The following is a 19,134-nucleotide window of genomic DNA, read 5'->3' as shown; positions in this document are numbered from 1 at the left end:
CCAGCACAATCTCAACTTCACGCAGCTTGCCGATAATCTCTTCCGGCTTATGCTTCTTGCTCGGCATTCGTCGTCCCTTTCGTGGTCCAGACTATCATAGTCTCTGGGCCACTCAGCGGGGGGCAGACCAGTTGAGAGAACCCGAATATCGTCAGTTATTTGCGCCCATATTTTTGATGATGGCGGAGAAATCGAGCGTACCATTGCCCTGGGCGGCGAAAGCTTCGTAGAGGTCGCGGGCTTTGGTGCCCAAGGGGGTGTCGGCATCGACGCTCGCCGCTGCCTCGATCGCGAGGTGCAGGTCCTTGAGCATCAGCGCGGTGGCGAAGCCGCCTGCATAATCGTGATCGGCGGGGCTTTCGGGGCCGACACCGGGGACCGGGCAATAGCTCGTCATCGACCAGCTCTGGCCCGAGGAGACCGAGGCGATATCGTAAAAGGCCTGCGCGTCGAGCCCGAGCTTGCCGGCGAGCGCGAATGCCTCGCACGTCGCGATCATCGTCGCGCCGAGGATCATGTTGTTGCAGATCTTGGCTGCCTGCCCCGCACCGTTGGCGCCGGCGTGGATCACCGCTTTGCCCATGTCGGCGAGGAACGGCTGGGCGCGCTCGAACGCCTCGCCGCTGCCGCCGACCATGAACGTCAGGCTGCCTGCATTCGCCGCCGCGATCCCGCCCGAGACGGGCGCGTCGACCGCGGTCAGCCCCTTGGCGGCGGCGGCATCGGCAACGCGCTTTGCGGTCGCGACATCGATCGTCGAGCAATCGATCAGGATCGCCGCGGTCGAGACGGTGCCGAACACGCTGTCGGCATAGACCTGCTCGACATGCTTGCCCGCGGGCAGCATCGTGATGACCGCCTCGGCATCGGTAGCCGCCTCCTTGGCCGAGCCGGCGGGCAGGCAGCCGTGCTTACGGGCGCGATCGAGCGCGGCTTCGGACAGATCGAAGGCGTGTACGTCATGGCCCTTCTTCGCAAGATTGGCCGCCATCCCGCCGCCCATATTGCCCAACCCGATAAAACCGATCCGTGCCATATCCTGTCTCCTGATCTCCACGCCCGCTTCGCGGGAGGGCGATGCTATTTCCCCGTCCACGTTCCCGGCCGCTTCTCGACGAACGCGGCCATGCCTTCTTTCTGATCCTCGGTGCCGAACAGACCGTTGAACAGCCGGCGCTCGAATTGGATGCCCTGCGCCAGATGCGTCTCGAACGCCGCGTTCACCATTTCCTTGTTCGCGAGCACCGCCAGCGGCGGCATCGCGGCGATCGCGGTTGCGACCTTGATCGCTTCGTCGACCAGATCGGCGGCCGGGATCACGCGGCTGACCAGCCCGGCACGCTCGGCTTCCTCGGCGCCGATCATCCGCCCCGTCAGCACCATTTCCATCGCCTTGGCCTTGCCGACCGCGCGCGTCAGCCGCTGCGAGCCGCCCATGCCGGGCGAGACGCCCAATTTGATCTCGGGCTGGCCGAATTTGGCGCTGTCGGCGGCGAGGATAACATCGCACATCATCGCCACCTCGCAACCGCCGCCCAACGCATAGCCCGCGACTGCCGCGATCACGGGCTTGCGCGTCTGCGTGAAACGTTCCCAGCCCGCGAAATGGTTGGTGCCGTACATCGCGGCGAAACCCATATCGGCCATCTCCTTGATGTCCGCGCCCGCCGCGAACGCCTTCTCGCTGCCGGTGAGTACCGCACAGCCCTGACCTTCATCGGCATCGAACGCGGCCAGCGCGGCAAGCAGATCGTCGAGCATCTGCGCGTTGAGCGCGTTGAGCGCCTGCGGCCGGTTGAGCGTGATCAGCGTGACGCGGCCGCGCTTCTCGACCAGCAGGGTTTGGTAATCGGGCATTTTTGTCTCCGTTATCGCGGCGTCCACGCCTCATCATCAGGGAGCGGGGCGAAAATCTGGTCGATGACGTGATCGCTGACGCCCTCGGGGGTGGCGGGGTTCCACTGCGGCACATTGTCCTTGTCGACGATGACTGCGCGGACGCCCTCGAGAAAATCGTGCCGCTGGACGACGCGGCTTGCGACCGCATATTCGCGGGCCATCTCGTCGGCGAAGCTCGCCATCCGCGCGCCATCGTGGAGCAGGCGTAGCGATACCTTCATCGTTTGGGGCGATTTGGTTTTGAGGATCGCAAGCTGTTTGGCGGCCCAATCACCGCCATCGACGGCGAGCGCGGCGAACACCGCTTCGACGCTGTCGGCGGCAAACAGGCGATCGATCGCCGCGCGGTGCGCGAGGATTGCCGCCTCGGGGCGCTCGATCGCGAGATCGTCGAGGATCGCAGCGATCGCTTGTGGTCTCTCGGCGATCCGGCGCTTCGCCGTTTCAAGCGTATCGGCGGGCAGGTAATGCGTCGCGAGGCCGAGCGCGGCGCATTCGGCGCCGTCGAGCCGATGCCCGGTCAGCGCAAGGAATTGCCCCATCCGGCCCGGCAGCCGCGACAGATACCAGCCACCGCCAACGTCCGGAAACAGACCGATCCCCGTTTCGGGCATCGCGAATTTGGTGTTTTCGGTCGCGACCCGGAATCGGGCGGGGAGCGCGATGCCGACGCCGCCGCCCATCGTGATCCCGTCCATGAACGCAACCGTCGGCTTGGCGTAGGTGAACAGGCAGTGGTTGAGCTGATATTCGGTGCGGAAGAACGCCCGCGCCGCGACGCCATCGGTGCTGCCGCTCGCGGCAAGCATCCTGATGTCACCGCCCGCGCAGAAACCACGCCCCTCGGCATGGTCGATCAGCACCGCCTCGATGGCGGGATCATCGCGCCACGCATCGAGCGCCGCCGACATGGCGCCGCACATCGCGGTGTTGAGCGCGTGGAGCGCTCTGGGGCGGTTGAGCCGGAGGCGGCCGACCCGGCCTTCGGCGGGCGTGAGAACGTCCTGGGTCATCCGTATTCCTATTGCCGTGTCAGTTCGCGGCCGACGATCATGCGCATGATCTGGTTGGTGCCTTCGAGGATCGAATGCACGCGCAGATCGCGCCAGAAACGCTCGATCGGATAGTCCATCAGATAGCCATAGCCGCCGTGGAGCTGGAGCGCGCGATCGGCCACCGACGAGCCGGTATCGGTCGCGAGCCGCTTGGCCATCGCCGCGAAGCGCGTCTTGTCTGGCGCGTGGGCGGTGACCTTGGCCGCCGCGACGTAAAGCAAGGCGCGCGCGGCCTCCAGATCGGTGGCCATGTCGGCAAGCGTGAACTGGGTGTTCTGGAAATCGGCGATGGCCTTGCCGAATTGCTGGCGGTCTTTGGTGTAGGCGATCGCTTCATCGAGGCAGCGCTGTGCGCCGCCGAGCGAGCACGCACCGATGTTGAGCCGCCCACCATCGAGCCCCATCATCGCGATGCGGAAGCCCTCGCCCTCGGCGCCGACCAGATTCTCCACCGGCACGCGGACGGATTCGAACATCACCTGCGCGGTCGGCTGCGAATGCCAGCCGAGCTTGCGTTCCTGCGCGCCGAACGACACGCCCGGCATGTCCTTTTCGATCACCAGGCACGAAATGCCCTTGGGGCCCTCCGCGCCGGTGCGGACCATGACGACATAGAGATCGTTCTCGCCACCGCCCGAGATGAACTGCTTGGTGCCGGTGACGACATAATGATCGCCGTCGCGCACCGCCTTGGTCTTGAGCGCCGCCGCGTCCGACCCCGATCCCGGCTCGGTGAGGCAATAGCTCGCGAGCGTGTCCATCGTGACGAGGCTCGGCAGATATTTGTCCTTGAGCCGCTGCGCCCCGAACCGATCGATCATCCACGACGCCATATTGTGGATCGAGATGAACGCCGAGGTGGAGGGGCAGCCATAGGCCATCGCTTCCATGATCAGCGCCGATTCGAGCCGGCCGAGCGCGATCCCGCCCGATTCCTCGCTGACATAGATCGCCGCAAAGCCGAGATCGGCCGCCTCCTTGATCACCGCGCGCGGGAAGAGGTGCTTCTCGTCCCACTCGGCCGCGTTGGGGGTGATGCGATCGGCGGTGAATTTGCGCGCCATCTCCTGGATCGCGCGTTGATCATCGGTGAGGTCGAACTGGGTCATAGCAATCCTGCCTTCGTCATGTCGGGCGCTCGTACCTGCGTTATAGCGGATTTGATCCGGCGCGCGGAATCGCCGGCGACATTACCTGTGGTTCTGGACGCTGCATGACCGGCGACCGTTCGGATCATTGCCCTCACCCCATGGTGGGGATGACGAAGGCATTTTCGCCCGTTGCCGAGCCGTCGGGCCAGCGTTGGGTGACTTTCTTGTTCCGGGTCCAGAAGCGCATGCCTTCCATGCCGTGCTGATCGATGTCGCCGAAGCCCGAGCGCTTCCAGCCGCCGAAGGTGTGATAGGCGACCGGCACCGGAATCGGCACGTTGATGCCGACCATGCCGACGTTGACGCGCGCGGCAAATTCGCGGGCGGCGTGGCCGTTGCGCGTGAAGATCGCGACGCCATTGCCATATTGGTGCGTCGAGGGCAGCGCCAGCGCTTCCTCGAAATCCTTCGCACGCACCATCTGGAGGACGGGGCCGAAAATCTCCTCCTTGTACGATCGCATGTCGGGCGTGACGCGATCGAACAGCGTCGGACCGACGAAGAAGCCTTGCTCATGCCCTTGCAGTTCGAACCCGCGACCATCGACCACCAGTTCGGCGCCTTCGTCGACGCCGGTCTGGATCCAGCCCTCGATCCGGGCCTTGTGTTCGGCGGTGACGACGGGGCCATATTGCGCCTGCGGATCGGTTGACGTGCCGACGCGCAGTGCGGCGATCGCGGGGAGCAGTTTCTCGCGCAGGCGATCGGCGGTCTCGTCGCCCACGGGCACAACCACCGGCAGCGCCATGCAGCGCTCGCCCGCGCTGCCGAAGGCCGCGCCTGCGAGATCGTTGACCACCGCATCGAGATCGGCGTCGGGCATGACGATGCCGTGGTTCTTGGCGCCACCCATCGCCTGCACGCGCTTGCCGTTTTCGGCGCCGCGCCGATAGACATAATGCGCGATATCCGAACTGCCGACGAAGCTGATCGCGCCGATCGCGGGATGATCGAGGATCGCGTCGACCATTTCCTTGTCGCCGTGGACGACCTGAAGAATACCCTCGGGGGCGCCCGCCTCGACCATCAGTTCGGCAAGCCGCACCGGCACGCTGGGATCGCGTTCGGACGGCTTGAGGATGAACGCATTGCCGCACGCGATCGCCGGGCCGAACATCCACATCGGGATCATCGCCGGGAAGTTGAACGGGGTGATGCCGGCGACCACGCCGATCGGCTGGCGCATCGAATAGACGTCGATCCCCGGCCCGGCACCTTGCGTGTATTCGCCCTTGAGCGCGTGCGGGATGCCGCACGCGAACTCGATCACATCGAGCCCGCGCTGCACGTCGCCGCGCGCGTCGGCCACCACCTTGCCATGTTCGGCCGACAGCAGATGCGCGAGTTCGTCGAGATGCGCCTCGACCAGTTGCTTGTAGCGGAACAGCACGCGCGCGCGGCGCTGCGGGTTGGTCGCCGCCCAGCCGGGCTGCGCGGCCTGGGCCGCTGCCACCGCGACATCCAGATCGCGGCGCGTGCCGAGCGTGACGCGCGCCTGCACCTGACCGGTATTGGGATCGAAAATGTCATGGCTGCGAGCCGACCCGTCGCCTGCATGGCCGGCGATATAATGGTCGATGGTGCGCATGGTCCTTTTCTCCTCTTTATGGAGCCCAAGGTGCGCCTTCGCATTGTTGCAGGCAACAGGCGTATATGCAATAGCGCCCTGCATATATGCAGCAATTCCCCCGGAACGATCTTCAGGACTTCCCGGCAATCGCTGTTCAAGCAAACCCGCGAACAGCCCGAAGGACACCCGCCAGCGCGAGCGCGTGCGGGTGTTCAAAACCTGGCTGTTGGAAACGGTTGGGCGCCATCGCATCGGGCCACTCGGCGGGTGATCGCCCCGAGCGTCTATAGCTTGATGACGCGCTTGCCCTTGTTCTCACCGCGATAGAGCCCCGCCAGCGCATCGGGGCAGGCGTTCAGGCCGTGCAATATGTCTTCGTCGTACCGCAACTGTCCGCTACGGATCCATTGGGCCAACTGGGCGACGCTCGCTTCGTACCGGTCCATATGATCGAAGATGACAAAGCCCTGCATCCGGGCGCGTTTGACCAGCAAATGGCGCTCGATGCGTGGACCGTCTGGCCAGGGATCCCAGCTGGCGATCGAGGCTGTCCCACAGACGACAACGCGCGCGCCGATGGCGAGTTGTGGGTAGAGCGTATCGCTGATCGCGCCGGCAACATTGTCGAAATAGACATCGACACCATCGGCACAGGCGGCGGCCAGGGCTGTAGCAAGATCGTCCGCCTTGTAGTCGATCGCGGCGTCATAACCGAAGCGCGTCAGGCATTGCGCGACCTTTTCAGCGCCGCCCGCGATGCCGACGGTGCGGCACCCCAATATTTTGGCGATCTGGCCGACGGCCGACCCCACCGCACCGGCTGCGGTCGATACGACCACCGTATCGCCCGCCTTGGGCTCGCCGATCCGGGTCAGCGCGAGATGCGCGGTGACCCCGTTGATCCCCAGCACGCCCAGGCTGAGCGAGAGCGGCAGGTCCGTTTCGGTGACGCGGCGGATGATGTCCGCGGGATCGACGACGGCCTGTTCCTGCCAGCCGAACCAGCCGGTGACATGCTCGCCGACCTGATAATCGGGATGGCCGCTTTCGATGACCTCGCCCACCGCGATGGCGCGCATCACCGATCCGATCGCAACCGGCGCAGCATAGTTTCCGGCGTCGGCGATCCAGCCGCGCATCGCGGGTTCGACCGACAGATAGGCGTTGCGCACGCGTATCTGGCCTTTGGCGAGGGTGGGGGCGGGGCTATCGACAATGGCGAAATGCTCGGCCTGCGCGACGCCGGTCGGACGCGCGACGAGAACGCACTGGCGGTTCATGCACGCATGCCCATCGCCGCGCGGGCTGCCGCATATTCGCGCGCCAGTCCCGGGTCGGTGTGCAGCTTAGCCGCTACCGCGTTCACCGCCGACATTGTCAACTTGTCCATTCAATCTGTCCTTGGTGGTAATATGGTCTGTTTCCGATGGTGAGGCTATCGTACGATTTTGAAGGCAGTTATCAGGTCGCGATCGATTGCTTCAAGCGGACCTTGGGTGTGGGAGAACGATGCTCTAATGGCAGCGTGACCGTCCATTCCCGCTTGGCTGGCCGTTGATCGAGCGGGTGGGAAAGGGGGCTAGCGCGGATGCGCCGACCAGCGCGGCTTGATGAGCATCGGGCCGTAGACAAGCGTGTAGAGCGCGAAGGCGCCACACCACAGCAGTGCGGAGAACGCCAGCAACTCTTGAGCGGCAGTCGTGGAAAATGCCGCAGCCACGCGTAGCCCGGCGGCGATTGTGACAAGCAGGAACGAGCCCGGTGCCGCATAGCCGCTACGCCGCGCTCGCCCGGTATGGCTCAGCGTGGTGCGCGTCATCATCGCCAGCGTCATCGTGCCGATCCCGCCCGCTGTCAGCGCATGGATGGCACCACTCAGCGGAACCTGCCCCGGAAAGACGATCGCAGCACCGAGCAGCACCAGGCCGAGCGCCAGCCAGAGATAGCCGAGGTGCAATCCCCATACGAGCGGCGCCCGCCACGCCTCCCAGCCGCGCCATCGCATCAGGCGCAACAGGGTTCCAACCCCTGCCGAGACGAGCGCCAAGCCCGTTGCCGTCGCATGGGGAAATAGCTGCCACAATAGCAGTGCGCCCGCCGTGAGAATGGCAATTGCGAGATCGAACCGGTCATAGGGCACGGGTTCGCGCCCGGCACCCTGCTGGGCCAGCCAGTTGCGCGTGAAACTCGGCACGAGGCGACCGCCCATCACGACGATCAGCAGCGCGATCAGGCCCAGCGCCAGGCGTTCCGCGATCGCGCCCAGATCGGGCTGCGCCAGTCGCAGGTGAAAAGCGATGTTCGCGACGGCGAGTAGGGTGACCACCACACACGGCACCAGGTTGCGCCCGTTGCGGGCGGCAATCTGCTCGCGCCATAAAGCGGCAGCAAAGACAGGTAGGAAGACCGCGTCGATGACCATTGCCGCCGTGTTTTCCGGCCCCCAGCCCAGCATGGCCACCCGCCCTGCGCACCAGAGCGCGACCAGCACCATCACCGGGGCGCCGGCGACCGGATAATGCCCCGTCCAGTTCGCGCCGGCGATAATCATGTAACCGGTGATGACGGCGACTGTGTAACCGAACAGCATCTCGTGGATGTGCCAGTCGCGGGTCACCGTCGCTGCGATGTCGCCGCCGCCCGCCATGACCGCGATCCAGAGCGGTACCGCGACCGCGGCGAAGCCGCTCGCCAGCAGGAAGAAGGGCCGAAACCCAAAGCTGAACAGCGCCGGTCCGCGATAACCCCGAACGATCTGCGCGGTGGTCCGTTGCGTTTCTCTGGCGCGGCTTTGCATCATTGCGACAATCCAGAGCCCCGGGTGATCAAAGCGGGCGATCGTCATCCGTCAGGATGCGCTCGGCTGCGCCCATGACATCCTCATATTGGCCGCTCCTCAGCGCCCAGAAGAACAGCCACAAGCCAAGCGCGCCAAGCGCCAGCGAGATCGGAATCAGATACCACAGGATGTTCATATCGCTTTCGCCAGCGGTCGTTGTACCGGCCGCCCTTCCGCTTTGCGCCGACGTGGTTGGCGTGCGGCCCCGCGCGAGGCGAGCCGCAACGCGTTGGCGACGACCACGATCGATGAACCCGACATCGCCAGCGCGGCGATCAGTGGCGTTACCATTCCCGTGATCGCCAGCGGCAAGGCAACGGCATTATAGAGGATAGCGAACCCGAAGTTCTGGCGGATCAGGCGCTTCGCCGCCAGTGCCACCTCGATTGCCTGGGGCACGGCCTGAAGATCGGACTGGAGGAAGACGAGATCGGCCGCCTGACGACCGATATCGGCGGCGCTGCCCGGCGCAATCGAGACATGTGCCGCCATCAGCGCCGGTGCGTCGTTGAGGCCGTCGCCCACCATCAACACCTTCCGGCCCGCCTCGGCAAGCGTCGCCAGATGTGCCGTTTTCTCGACCGGCAGCAGACCAGCGCGTCGCGTCTCGATTCCCAGTTCGGCGCCCACGGCGGCGACCATATGCTCGGTATCGCCCGACATGATCTCGAGCGGATAGCCGCGCGCACGCAGATGTGCGGCAGCCTCCACGGCGTGGGGGCGCAGCATATCGTCAAACGTGAAAGCCTGCGCCAACACGCCATCGCGCGCCAATATGGTACCGCGCGCATCGCTCGCCTCGGCAAGCGCCCAATCGGCGCGCCCGAGCCGCCAGATATGGTCCCCGATCCGGGCCTCGAGCCCTTCGCCCGGGTGCTCGACGATCGTGTCGGGCGTGAGCGTGACGCTGCCTCCTGCTGCTGCGATGGCCTGCGCATAAGGATGGCGCGAATGGGCGGCGATCCGCGCCGCCATTGCCAGAAGCGGGGGAGGGATGGTTTGGGGGTGGCGCAGGGTCGGTTGGCCCATGGTTAATGTGCCGGTCTTGTCGAACACCACGGTATCGGCTTCGGCGAGGCGTTCGAGCGCCGAGCCGTCCTTGACCATGATCCCGCGATCGTAGAGCGCCCGCGCGGCGACGACCTGCACCATGGGCACCGCGAGCCCCAGCGCGCACGGACAGGTGACGATCAGCACCGCGATCGCGATGGTCACCGCGCGATGCCAGTCGCCCGTTGCCAGCATCCAGCCGAGAAAGCTCAACAATGCCGCGCTGTGGACCACGGGCGCGTAGAGTCGCGCGGCCCGGTCCGCGATCCGGCGATAACGCGAGCGTCCGCCCTCCGCGGTTTCCATCAGCCCGATCATCTCGGCAAGGAAACTGTCCCGCGCGGCGGCGGTCGCGACGATCGTGAGCGGACCGGTGAGGTTGAGCATCCCGGCGCGCAGCCGTGCGCCCGCGGCCACGGTTTCGGGCGCGCTCTCGCCGGTGGCGAGCGAGGCGTCGATATCGGACCGCCCCTCGTGCACGACCGCATCGACCGGGATGCGATCGCCCGCCGCGACCAGGATCACCATCCCCGGCTTGATCGCCGAAGTCAGCATATAGGATTTGGTGCCATCGGGCATGATGACGGTGGCGCCATAGGCCGCGAGGCGCCCCAGCCCGGCCACCGCCGTTTTCGCCCGCGCACGCATCATATGATCGAGCGTGCGGCCGATCAGCAGGAAGAAAAGCAGCGACGTCGCCGCGTCGAAATAGGCGTGCGGCTGGCCGTGGATGGTATCGTACAGGCTCATCGAAAAGGCGAGCAGCACGCCGATCGAAATCGGCACGTCCATATTGGTGCGCCCGTGCTTGAGCGCCTGCCAGGCGGACGCGAAGAAGATGCGGCCCGAATAAGCGAGCGCGGGCAGGGCGATCGCGGCCGACAGCCAGTGGAACAGATCACGCGTTTCACCGGCCGCGCCCGACCAGACCGAGACCGACAGCCCCATGATGTTCATTGCGGCGAAGCCGGCGACGGCCAGCGCGCGGATCATGCGGCCGAGTTCGGGATCGCGATCGTCGGTGTCGTTGTCGCGGAGATAAGCTTCATACCCGAGCGCGGCGAGCGCAGGCCCAAGCGGCGGTGGCCCGTCGTGCTCGCGCCAGTCGACCGCAACGCTGCGCGCCGACAGGTTGACGCGGGCGCTGACCACGCCGGGCAGCGGCCGGATCGCCTCCTCGATCTTGCGGATGCAGTTGCCGCAGCGGATGCCGGGGACCGACAGGTCGCTGCGTCGCGTCCCCGCTTCGACCAGGCGGCTCGCCAGCACGAGCTCGTCGGCCGACAGCCGGCTCGAGACAAGCGTGCCGGTCACAGCATTACCGCACCGCCCGATAGGCGTGCCAGGTGGCGTGGCCGAGCCACGGAAAGACGATGATGAGCCCGAGGAAACCAGTGGCGACCGATAGCAGGAACAACGCCATCACGATCGCCCCCCAGACGAGCATTGCCGTAAGATTGTGCCACACCAGCGCCCAACTTGTCCCCATCGCGGTCAACGCATCAAGCCGCCGCTCGAGCATCATCGGGATCGAAAAAGCCGAGATCGCGAACGCGAAGGCCGCGAACAGGCCACCGATCAGCGTTCCGACGATGAGCATTGCCGCGCCGGTCGAGGTGGTAAACAACATCGCGACGATATGATCGAGCCCCGGGAACGGGCGGACGCCGAAGAACAGCGCGTAGACGATCACCGCCGCGCGCATCCACAGCAGCATCACCGTGCATAGCAACGCGCCGATGAACAGGACTTGCCCGCCGCTGCGCGCGTGCGGGAACAGCATGTGCCTGAGCGATATGGGGTCGTTCTGCTCGATCGCGCGGCTCTTGTCGTAGAGCCCGATCGCCAGCGTCGGGGCGAACACGAGGAAACCCGCGATCGCCGGGAACAGGGCGTAATCCCAACCGAAAAAGATTAGTCCCGCGACGATGCCCAGCGACAACAGCACGACGACCAGGCCGTAGAGCAGGCTGGGGACAGGATCGGTGACAAGGTCGCGCCAGCCATCGCGCAACCAGCCGAAGGCGGCACCGGGCGCCAGATCACGCGCATAGCGACGTTCGATCGGCAGCGCGGGGACAACCGGAGGAATGATGGGCATTATCGGCTCCCGTTCATATCAGCACGACGGCTTGGCGGCGCCGAACGCGCCTGCGCCGGGCGCGGCACCGCCGGCCTTTACGTGAGGGACGCAGTCCGGCTGCGAGGTCGACGCGACATAGACCAGATGCGCATTCGCCAGCACGATCACCGCCAGCGCGGCGGCGGCGAGCGTGAGGACGACGGGGCGCGAGAAGATCAGTTTCACGGCTGCGCGCCTTTATCGAGCACGTAGGTGGTGAGGATCTTGCGGTCGAGCGGGCTCAGCCGGTGTTCCCATGCCGGCATTTCGCCTTGCCGGCCGTCGTGGATCGTCGCGATGATATCGCCGATATCGCTGCCGTAGAGCGAGGCGCGATCGGTGAGATCGGGCGCGCCAAGTTCCTGGCTGCCTTGCCCCTGTTCGCCGTGGCACGCGACGCAATTGACCGCGAAGACCTCGCGCCCGCGCGCCACCGAAGCTGCCTTGTTCGCCTGCCAGCGCGGATCGGAAAGGCTTTTCACGTAATTGGCGACATCGGTCACAGCGGCGGGATCGAGAATATTGTCCTTGCCGAACGCCAGCATCTGGCTGACGCGGGTATCGGTGGAGGCGGGGCTGTTGATCCCGACCGCGATGGTGTGGGCAATGGCTTCCGCACTGCCGCCCCACAGCCATGCGGTGTCGGTCAGGTTGGGATAGCCCTTGCCCCCCTTGGCGTTGACGCCGTGGCAGGCGGCGCAATTGTCGCCGAACAGCCGATGCCCGTCGGCGCGCACGAATTCCATCAACGCCGGATCGGCGCGGATCTGATCGTAATCCATTGCCAAGATCCGATCGGTCCATGGCGCGCGGGCGGCGGCGGCGGCGTCGACCCGTTCGATAACCGTCTTTTTCTCGTCGGCGCCGAGCAGCCCCTTGGTGAAGCCGTTGCCCACCGGCCAGGCCGGCATCAGCAGCCAATAGCCGATCGAAAACAGCACGGTACCGATCAGGAACACCCACACCGCAGTCGGCACGCGGGTGTTGAGTTCCTTGATCCCGTCCCATTCATGGCCGGTGGTCTTGTGCCCGCTATGAGGGTCGCGCTCGTCTACCGCCACGGTGTGTCCTCGTCGTCGATAATGTCGCGCGCCGCCTTGTCGAACCGGTTCTTGTTCGCCGGCCAGCACGCATAGCCGAGCGCCACGATCGCCATCGCGAGCAGATAGAAGAGCCCGAACGATTTGGCGAAACCGACCAGAAACTGATGGTCCACGATCATAGCCCTATTGCCCCTTTGCCGGCGCCGGATGCGCGACGTTGCTGAGCTTGCCGAGGATCTGGAGATAGGCGACCAGCGCATCCATTTCGGATACCGTGCCGGCGTCGCCGTCGAACGCGCGCACCTGCGTGGCGTCGCCATATCGTCCGGTGAGGCCGCGTGCATCGCCATCGGGGGATGCCTGGATGATGGCATCGGCCGCGGCGTTGGCGATCATGTCGGCAGTATAGGGAACCCCGACCTTGCGCATCGCGCGCAGATCGTCGCCGAGATGGCGAGCGTCGAGCTTGGTTTCGAGCAGGTACGCGTAACGCGGCATGATCGATTCGGGCACCACGGCGCGCGGGTTGACGAGATGCGCGGTGTGCCATTGATCCGAATATTTGCCGCCCAGCCGCGCGAGATCGGGCCCGGTGCGCTTCGACCCCCACAGCATCGGGTGATCGTATTTCGATTCGACCGCGAGCGAATGCGGGCCGTAGCGCTCAACCTCGTCCTGAAGCGTGCGGATCATCTGCGAATGGCAGGCGTAGCACCCCTCGCGCATGTAGATGTTGCGGCCGGCGAGTTCGAGCGGCGTATAGACCCGCATGTTGGGGTCGGTCTCGACCGTCTCGTCGATCGTGAACAGCGGCGCGATCTCGATCAGGCCGCCGATGCTGGCGACGACCATGATCGCGATCGCCAGGACCATCGATTTGCGCTCGAGCCGGTAATGCGTACGAAACATCGGTTCTATTCCGCGGGCTGAAGATGGGCGGGAAGGGGCGTATCGTGCGCGGTCGCTGCCGCAGCCGATGGCCGGCGGATCGTCATCCAGATATTGTAGCAGCCGACGATCGCCCCCAGCAGGAATAGCAGCCCCCCGATCGCGCGCGCGACATAGTAAGGGTGCATCGCGACCATCGAATCGATGAACGAATAGGTGAGTGTGCCGCTGTCGTTATAGGTGCGCCACATCAGGCCCTGGATGATGCCTGAGTTCCACATCGCGAAGACGTAAACCAGCGTCCCTGCGAGCGCGAGCCAGAAGTGGACCTCGACCAGCTTGGGCGAATACATCCGCTCGCGCTTCCACAGCCACGGCACCACGGCATAGATCGACCCGAAGGTGACCAAAGCGACCCAGCCCATCGCCCCGGCATGGACGTGGCCGACCGTCCAGTCGGTGTAATGCGACAGCGCGTTGACCGGGCGGATCGCCATGAACGACCCCTCGAAGGTCGACAGGCCGTAGAAGAACGCCGCCATCATCATGAAGCGCAGCGTGGCATCGTCGCGCACCTTGTCCCACGCGCCATTGAGCGTCAGCAGCGCGTTGGCCGCGGCGATCCATGACGGCACGAGCAGCATGACCGAGAAGGTCACGCCCAGCGTCTGCACCCATTGCGGCAATGCCGTGTAATGGAGGTGATGCGACCCCACCCACATGTAGAAGAAGGTGATGCCCCAGAAGCCGATGATCGACATCCGGTACGAATAGATCGGCCGCCCCGCCCGCTTGGGCAGATAATAATAGAGCATCCCGAGGAAGCCGGCGGTGAGGAAGAAGGCGACGGCATTATGGCCGTACCACCATTGCGTCATCGCATCCTGGACCCCTGAGAAAAGCGAATAGCTCTTCACCCCCGCCAGCGAGGCGGGCACCGCGAGATTGTTCACGATATGGAGCATCGCGACGACGAGGATGAACGCCAGATAATACCAGTTGGCGACGTAGATGTGCGGTTCCTTGCGGCGTGCCAGCGTGCGCAGATAGAGCACGAGATACGTCACCCAGACGATCACCAGCCAGATATCGGCATACCATTCGGCCTCGGCATATTCCTTCGACTGCGTGATGCCGAGGAAATAGCCGCTGACCGCGAGGATGCAGAACAGATTGTAGCCGATCAGCACGAACCACGGGCTGAGCTGGCCCGCCATGCGCGCGCGCGAAGTGCGCTGCATGACGTGGAAGGAGGTGGCGATCAGCGCGTTGCCGCCGAAGCCGAAGATGATCCCGGTGGTATGCGCGGGGCGCAGGCGGCCGAAGGTCGACCAGGCGGCGTCGAAGGTGAGGTCGGGGAAAGCGAGCAGCCAGGCCACCCAATCGCCGACGAACATGGCGAATACCGCCCAGACCATCGCGACGACGACGCCGAACTTGCTCGGGTCGTCATAATAGCTTTCGTGCCGGCTCTCGCTGGGCTCGGGCGCGAAATAGCCGTTCCACAGGACGCACAGGAACCCGAGGCTGTAGGCCAGCACGATAAAGCCGTGGATCTGCATCGGATCGGAACGCATGGCGCCAGCCACCGCCATCGCCAGACCGACGAGCACGAGGACCACCAGAATCGCTAAACCGCGTTCGCGTTCACCGATAGTAAGCTTTGAAATCACGCTCTGAACTCCTCCTTTTCAGGGCGTTTCGGTCCCCCGCGTCGATCTTGCCTGTCAAGCAAGCTTACGAAATCGGTTCGTGCGTTGCTAGAGGGATCGGGGTGGACAATTTGCCTCAGGCGCCGGCGTATTCCCTCTTTGGTGTGGCCGGACGCAGCGCCATCGGACCATAGATCAGCAGGAACAGCAGGAAGGCGGCGCCCCACAAGCCGCCGGCGAGGCGGATCGTGCCCATATAATCAAAGGGCAATAAGGGGGCTGCCACGCGCAGCAGGGCCCCCAGATGCACCAGCAGGTAGATGGCGATGGTGGGCCGATCGGCCTCGAGTGGGCGGCCGGTATGCCCCCGCGTCGCGCGCGTCATCACCGCGAGCGTCATCGCCGCCATCGCCCCCGCGCCAAGCGCATGGATCGCGCTCGACACCGGAAAGGCAGGGTGGAGGATGGCGCCGCCGAGCAGCACCAGCCCCAGCGGCAACCATGCGTAGGAAAGGTGCAGCACGAACACCAGCGGATCGCCCAGCGCCTTCAGCCCCGCCCAGCGGGTCAGCCGGGCGCCCTGAAGCGTGCCCGCGGCGAGCAGCAGGACGCCCGTCGCGGGGTTGTCCGGCGCCACCACCCAGCCGGCGAGCACGAGCGCAGTGGCGCCGATCACCACATTATCGAACCGGTTGGGCATCGTCGGCAGCCCATCGCGGCGCCCGTGCCGCATCAGCCAGTTGCGGGTGAACGCAGGGGTGATCCGGCCGCCGATGATCGCGATCAGCATCAGGACCAGCGCGAAGCCCATCCGCATCCCCAGTGCCGGATCGGCGACTATGCCGATCGCCGCGGCGTGATCGACCCCGCAGGCGACCAGGAACAGGGAGAGGACGATCAGGATCGGCTTGTTGCGATTGCCCGTCACGACAATCTCGCGTGCGGCATAGGTGAGGAGGAGGAGCAGGAATGCGATGTCGAGCGCTGCGCCGATCGGTGGCGGAACGGTGCCGGAGAACAGGATCGCCAGCCGCGCGGCCAGCCACAGCCCGACCGCGCCGCCGACACGCCAGCCGGTGACCACCGGCCGTCCGGTCCAGTTGGGGATCGCCGCGCTGAGGAAGCCGCCGATCACTGCGCCGAGATAGCCGAACAGCATTTCGTGCTGATGCCAGGCGAGCGGCGCCATCGCGGTCGGCAGCGTCCAGCGCCCACCGAGCGCGCCCACCCACAGCGTGACGACCACCGCGGCCCATAATGCGCCCCCGGCGAACAGCAGCCTGAAACTGCCCTGGAGCCAGATCGGCGGCTGGGCGGCGCTATCCTGCCCCGCGGCGGCGGCGGTCATGCCCGCGCGCCCTTGCGCCACAACCCGAGGATCACGACCTGCCACGCGATCGCGATCGCGCCGACGATGAACACGACATCGCCGAAGGTGCGGATCCAGCGCAGCGTTTCGAGGAAGCCCTGCTGGAGAAATTCGTCGCTGCGCGCATACCACATGCCCGTGGTCACGCTCGCTTCGAACTGGAACAGCCCGACCGGCAGCAGGCTGGTGAAGATCATCAGCACCAGCCCCGCATTCAACCCCCAGAAGGCGGTCTGCATCAGCCGCTCGTTGAACACGATTTCGGGCCGGATATAGCGCAGCACCAGCAAGCTGAAACCGAGCGCGAGGAAGCCGTAGACGCCGAACAGCGCGGCATGGGCGTGGACCGCAGTGGTGTTCAGCCCCTGAAGGTAGAACAGCGCGAGCGGGGTGTTGATCATGAAGCCGAAGACCCCGGCGCCGAGCATGTTCCAGAATGCCACCGCGATGAAGCACATCAGCGGCCAGCGTAGCGGGCGCATCCACGGCGCACGATCGCGCAGGCTCCAATGCTCCCACGCTTCATGGCCGAGGACGATCAGCGGCACGACTTCGAGCGCGCTGAACGCCGCCCCGACCGCGAGGATCGGTGTCGTCGTTCCCGAAAAATAGAGATGGTGGAAGGTGCCCGGCACGCCGCCGACCATGAACAGCGACGCCGAGGCGAGGCTGGCGGCGGTGGCGAGCCGTTTCGACACCAGCCCCATCGACGCGAAGACGAAGGCAATGGCGGCGGTCGCGAACACCTCGAAAATGCCTTCGACCCACAAATGGACGACCCACCAGCGCCAATATTCCATGATCGTGATGTGGGTGCGCTCGCCGTAGAAAAGGCCGCTGCCGTAGAACAGGCCGATGGCGATCGTGGAGACGGTAAGCAGCGCGAGCAGGCTCTTGTCGCCGCCCTTGCGGCGCAGCGCCGGCACCATGCCGCGCAGCATCAGCGCCAGCCAGAGGAGCAGCCCGACGAACAGCGCGATCTGCCAGAACCGGCCGAGATCGAGGAATTCGTACCCCTGATGCCCCAGCCAGAAGCCGAGCCCGGCGGGCATCACCTGCGCGATCGACAGATAATTGCCGACGAACGATCCCACCACCACCACGATCAGCGCCCAGAACAGGACGTTGACGCCGAGCTTCTGATATCTGGGATCCTCACCGTTGATGACGGGGGCGAGAAACAGCCCGGCGGCGAGGAAGGCGGTGGCGATCCACAACACCGCGCTCTGGACGTGCCAGGTGCGGGTCAGCGCATAGGGGAACCATTGCGACACATCGACGCCGTAGAAGCTCTGCCCCTCGATCGTGTAATGCGCGGTGAAACCGCCGATGAAGACCTGAAAGACGAACAGCGCCACCACCACGAACAGATATTTGCCGAGCGCGCGCTGCGACGGGGTGAGCGCCGCGAGCGTCAGCGGGTCCTTGTCCGCGGCGACGAGCGGCGTGTCGTCGTGGCGGCGCAGGAAGGCCCAGCCCCAGATCAGCGCGCCGACCCCGGCGATCAGGATCACCACGCAGGCGAGCGACCACAGGATGTTCTCCGGCGTCGGATGATTGCCGATCAGCGGTTCGGGTGGCCAGTTGTTGGTGTAGCTGGCGATCGTTCCCGGCCGATCGGTCGACGCGGCCCACGCGGTCCAGAAAAAGAAATCGGTCAGCGCGGCGCGTTTGGCGGGATCGGGAAGGGTGCCTTCCTTCATCGCATAATTGTCGCGCATCGGCCGCAGCGCCGGATCGCTGCCGTAGAGCCGGTCATAATGGTCGGCGGTCTGTGCGATCGCCTGCGCGCGGCGCTCCGAGACGGTGACGACGCCGGTTGCGGGATCGAGGCTGTTGTGGCGATATTCCTGCTTGAGCTGATAGGTGAGCGCCGCCTTTTGCTCGACATCGAGCGCGTCGAACGCCTTGCCATAGGTCTGTTGCGCGGCGAGGCCGAGCCACGCGACCAATTCGCGATGCAGCCAGTCGGCCGACCAATCGGGCGCCTGATAGGCGCCGTGCCCCCAGATCGAGCCGAGCTGCATCCCGCCGGTGCTCTGCCATGCGGTTTGCCCGGCCATGATGTCGTCGTGCGTCATCAGCACGGCGCCCGAGACGGTGACGACCCGCTCGGGGATCGGCGGTGCCTTGCGATAGATCTCGACGCCCGACACGCCCAGAATGGCGAAGGTGACGGTGATGACCGCGATCAGCGCCCACCAGAGTTTACGATATTCGCCCACGAGTGCCCCCTCGCTCTTTACCCCATGATGTTACGTCGTCCCGATCATCGGTTTGGTCGAACGCGCTCGTCCGTCGCGCGATCGAGCCCCCGCGAGACAAGCACCGAGCGCAACCATTGCCAAGCGGTGTTCGCGACGCTGCGATGGACGCGGTGCACAGCGCGGCGGGCATCGAGCGGCCCCAAGCACATCACTTCGCCGCATTCGGGACAGAACATTGCCGACCCTCCATCCACCCGCATTCCAGACCGCCGAACCAGGCGCTGAAACG

The 19,134-nt window shown here is 65.4% G+C and carries 17 protein-coding genes; all 17 read right to left on the bottom strand.

The features are described from left to right. Positions 1–151: 151 nt before the first annotated feature. The gene (gene mmsB / locus NFE57_RS05430) at positions 152–1,051 is read right to left on the bottom strand and encodes a 3-hydroxyisobutyrate dehydrogenase (RefSeq protein ID WP_353653868.1); all 900 of its coding nucleotides are present in this window, start codon (positions 1,049–1,051) and stop codon (positions 152–154) included. Between the two features lie 29 nt (positions 1,052–1,080). Beyond that, on the bottom strand, positions 1,081–1,857 hold the full coding sequence (locus tag NFE57_RS05425; RefSeq protein ID WP_252134540.1) for an enoyl-CoA hydratase: 777 nt from the start codon (positions 1,855–1,857) through the stop codon (positions 1,081–1,083). A gap of 11 nt (positions 1,858–1,868) precedes the next feature. Then, positions 1,869–2,912: an enoyl-CoA hydratase/isomerase family protein gene (locus tag NFE57_RS05420; protein WP_252134539.1), complete on the bottom strand. Its 1,044-nt coding sequence runs from the start codon at positions 2,910–2,912 to the stop codon at positions 1,869–1,871. 8 nt (positions 2,913–2,920) lie between these two features. Beyond that, complete coding sequence (locus tag NFE57_RS05415; protein ID WP_252134538.1) at positions 2,921–4,063, bottom strand: acyl-CoA dehydrogenase family protein; 1,143 nt, start codon at positions 4,061–4,063, stop codon at positions 2,921–2,923. 133 nt (positions 4,064–4,196) lie between these two features. After that, positions 4,197–5,693, bottom strand: a complete 1,497-nt coding sequence (locus tag NFE57_RS05410; protein ID WP_252134537.1) for a CoA-acylating methylmalonate-semialdehyde dehydrogenase — start codon at positions 5,691–5,693, stop codon at positions 4,197–4,199. Positions 5,694–5,959: 266 nt separating this feature from the next. Then, on the bottom strand, positions 5,960–6,955 hold the full coding sequence (locus NFE57_RS05405; protein WP_252134536.1) for an NADP-dependent oxidoreductase: 996 nt from the start codon (positions 6,953–6,955) through the stop codon (positions 5,960–5,962). Between the two features lie 299 nt (positions 6,956–7,254). Beyond that, positions 7,255–8,520 (bottom strand): NnrS family protein, encoded by a 1,266-nt coding sequence (locus tag NFE57_RS05400; RefSeq protein WP_252134535.1) that lies wholly within the window; start codon positions 8,518–8,520, stop codon positions 7,255–7,257. Then, positions 8,501–8,650, bottom strand: a complete 150-nt coding sequence (ccoS, locus tag NFE57_RS05395; RefSeq protein ID WP_252134534.1) for a cbb3-type cytochrome oxidase assembly protein CcoS — start codon at positions 8,648–8,650, stop codon at positions 8,501–8,503. Before ccoS ends, NFE57_RS05400 begins: the two co-directional genes overlap by 20 nt. After that, a complete protein-coding gene (locus NFE57_RS05390) occupies positions 8,647–10,878 on the bottom strand; it encodes a heavy metal translocating P-type ATPase (protein ID WP_252134533.1) in 2,232 nt (743 codons plus the stop codon). Before NFE57_RS05390 ends, ccoS begins: the two co-directional genes overlap by 4 nt. Positions 10,879–10,882: 4 nt before the next feature. Continuing rightward, positions 10,883–11,665, bottom strand: coding sequence for a DUF2189 domain-containing protein (locus tag NFE57_RS05385; protein WP_252134532.1), 783 nt, complete (start codon positions 11,663–11,665; stop codon positions 10,883–10,885). Positions 11,666–11,683: 18 nt separating this feature from the next. Further along, positions 11,684–11,872 (bottom strand): hypothetical protein, encoded by a 189-nt coding sequence (locus NFE57_RS05380; RefSeq protein ID WP_252134531.1) that lies wholly within the window; start codon positions 11,870–11,872, stop codon positions 11,684–11,686. Then, entirely contained in the window at positions 11,869–12,747 is an 879-nt protein-coding gene (ccoP, locus tag NFE57_RS05375; RefSeq protein ID WP_252134530.1) for a cytochrome-c oxidase, cbb3-type subunit III, read from the bottom strand. Before ccoP ends, NFE57_RS05380 begins: the two co-directional genes overlap by 4 nt. Then, positions 12,738–12,908 carry a cbb3-type cytochrome c oxidase subunit 3 gene (locus tag NFE57_RS05370; protein WP_252134529.1) on the bottom strand — a complete coding sequence of 57 codons (171 nt, stop codon included), beginning with the start codon at positions 12,906–12,908 and terminating at the stop codon, positions 12,738–12,740. Before NFE57_RS05370 ends, ccoP begins: the two co-directional genes overlap by 10 nt. Before the next feature lie 4 nt (positions 12,909–12,912). Further along, positions 12,913–13,638 carry a cytochrome-c oxidase, cbb3-type subunit II gene (ccoO, locus tag NFE57_RS05365; RefSeq protein WP_252134528.1) on the bottom strand — a complete coding sequence of 242 codons (726 nt, stop codon included), beginning with the start codon at positions 13,636–13,638 and terminating at the stop codon, positions 12,913–12,915. A gap of 5 nt (positions 13,639–13,643) precedes the next feature. Beyond that, complete coding sequence (gene ccoN, locus NFE57_RS05360) at positions 13,644–15,290, bottom strand: cytochrome-c oxidase, cbb3-type subunit I (protein WP_252134527.1); 1,647 nt, start codon at positions 15,288–15,290, stop codon at positions 13,644–13,646. A 115-nt stretch (positions 15,291–15,405) separates the two neighbouring features. Next, positions 15,406–16,617: an NnrS family protein gene (locus NFE57_RS05355; RefSeq protein ID WP_252134526.1), complete on the bottom strand. Its 1,212-nt coding sequence runs from the start codon at positions 16,615–16,617 to the stop codon at positions 15,406–15,408. After that, on the bottom strand, positions 16,614–18,863 hold the full coding sequence (locus NFE57_RS05350; protein WP_252134525.1) for a nitric-oxide reductase large subunit: 2,250 nt from the start codon (positions 18,861–18,863) through the stop codon (positions 16,614–16,616). The genes NFE57_RS05355 and NFE57_RS05350 overlap by 4 nt, the downstream gene beginning before the upstream one ends. Positions 18,864–19,134: the final 271 nt, after the last annotated feature.

The sequence above is a fragment of the Hephaestia sp. MAHUQ-44 genome, from assembly GCF_023806085.1.
Taxonomy (GTDB): domain Bacteria; phylum Pseudomonadota; class Alphaproteobacteria; order Sphingomonadales; family Sphingomonadaceae; genus Sphingomonas.
This window is presented reverse-complemented; position numbering and strand designations above follow the sequence as displayed.